Annotated in this window: 2 protein-coding genes and 1 pseudogene; all 3 read left to right on the top strand. The window is 73.1% G+C overall.

What is annotated here, in order from left to right; all coding sequences use genetic code 11:
- Positions 1–594: helix-hairpin-helix domain-containing protein (locus tag ACZJYS_RS24275; protein ID WP_493180640.1), on the top strand; the 594-nt coding region annotated here is incomplete at its 5' end.
- A gap of 19 nt (positions 595–613) precedes the next feature.
- A complete protein-coding gene (gene pgsA / locus ACZJYS_RS24270; protein ID WP_493180639.1) occupies positions 614–1,231 on the top strand; it encodes a CDP-diacylglycerol--glycerol-3-phosphate 3-phosphatidyltransferase in 618 nt (205 codons plus the stop codon).
- A 68-nt stretch (positions 1,232–1,299) separates the two neighbouring features.
- A pseudogene (locus ACZJYS_RS24265) lies at positions 1,300–1,511 on the top strand (hypothetical protein); the annotation flags it as partial.

Raw genomic sequence — 1,511 nt, 5'->3', positions numbered from 1 at the left:
GGCGACGACTTCGCCATGATGCGCGAGGTGTTCGAGCGCCGCTTCGGCCGTGCCCTGAAGGAGGACCCGGAGCGCCAGGGCGAGGGCTGGCCCGACCTGGTGCTGATCGATGGCGGCGCCGGCCAGCTCTCGGCGGCGCGCGAGGTGATGGCGGAGCTGGGGCTGGAGGATCTGCCGATGGTCGCGGTGGCCAAGGGTCCGGACCGCGACGCGGGGCGGGAATGGTTCCACAGCGCCGGCCGCGCCCCCTTCCAGCTGCCGCCGCGCGACCCGGTGCTGTACTACCTGCAACGCCTGCGCGACGAGGCGCACCGCTTCGCCATCACCACCCACCGGGCCGGCCGCTCCAAGTCGATCACCCGCAGCGAACTGGACGAAATCCCCGGCGTGGGCAGCGCGCTGAAGCGGCGGCTGCTCAACCATTTCGGCTCGGCGCGGGGGGTGCGGCAGGCCGGCCTCGAGGATCTCGGCAACTGCCCGGGCGTCGGTCCATCGATGGCGGCGCGCATCCATGAGCATTTCCACCCTGGCGCGGGCGGGGCGAATTTGGGAAAGCACACATCGGGCAAGCCGCCGGGGCGCCCCGCGGGATAAAGCTCGGGAAGAGAACACTGTGCCGACCGACCTGCCGAACCTGTTGACCCTCGCCCGCATCGTGGCGGTGCCGCTGCTGGTGCTGCTGGCGGCGCTGCAGACGCCATGGGGCGACGTGGCGGCCTGCGCGCTGTTCTCGGCCGCCGCCATCACCGACTATTTCGACGGCAAGATCGCCCGCGAGCGGCAGCTCACCTCCGCGTTCGGCCGCATGCTGGACCCGATCGCGGACAAGCTGCTGGTGGCGGCGGCGCTGATGCTGCTGGCCGGCCTCGGGCGGCTCTCGCTGCTCGGGCTGCTGCCGGCCATCGTCATCATGCTGCGGGAGATCCTGGTCTCGGGCCTGCGGGAGTATCTCGCCGGCCTCGCCGTCGGCCTGCCGGTGACGCGGCTGGCCAAGTGGAAGACCGGCGTGCAGATGACCGCCCTCGGCGTGCTGCTGGCGGGCGACAGCGGCGCCGGGGCCCTCGGCCTCGGCCTGCTGCCGATCGGCGCGCTGGGCGAGCTGCTGCTGTGGCTGGCGGCCGCGCTGACGCTGCTGACGGGGTGGGACTATCTCCGCGCCGGGCTGCGCCATGCCGGGCAGCAGGACAGCGCCCGCGCCAACGCCACCCCCAAGGAACTCTCCCGCCCTTGAGGCCCCCGCACTTGAGCGGGCGGCAGGGCGAGCGCATCTTTCCCGCAACGCAGTCTCAGGAGGGGCGGATGGCCCAGCTTTCACGTGGCAAGACTCCCGGCAGGCCCGGCCCCTGGGCGCGTCCGGCGGGGCTGGCGCTGCTGCTGGGCCTCGGCGCCTGCGCCTCCTCCTTCACCGGCGACCCGATCACCGTGCCGGCCGACAGCCTGACCACCCAGCGCATCCTCGGCATGCCGACCCGGGCGGAGCCGCTGATGCCGGTGCCCGGCAATGTCTGGCC

Source organism: Roseomonas sp. TS2 (assembly GCF_058833935.1).
The sequence above is the reverse complement of the archived record's forward strand: the minus strand, read 5'-3'. Positions and strand labels throughout refer to the sequence as shown.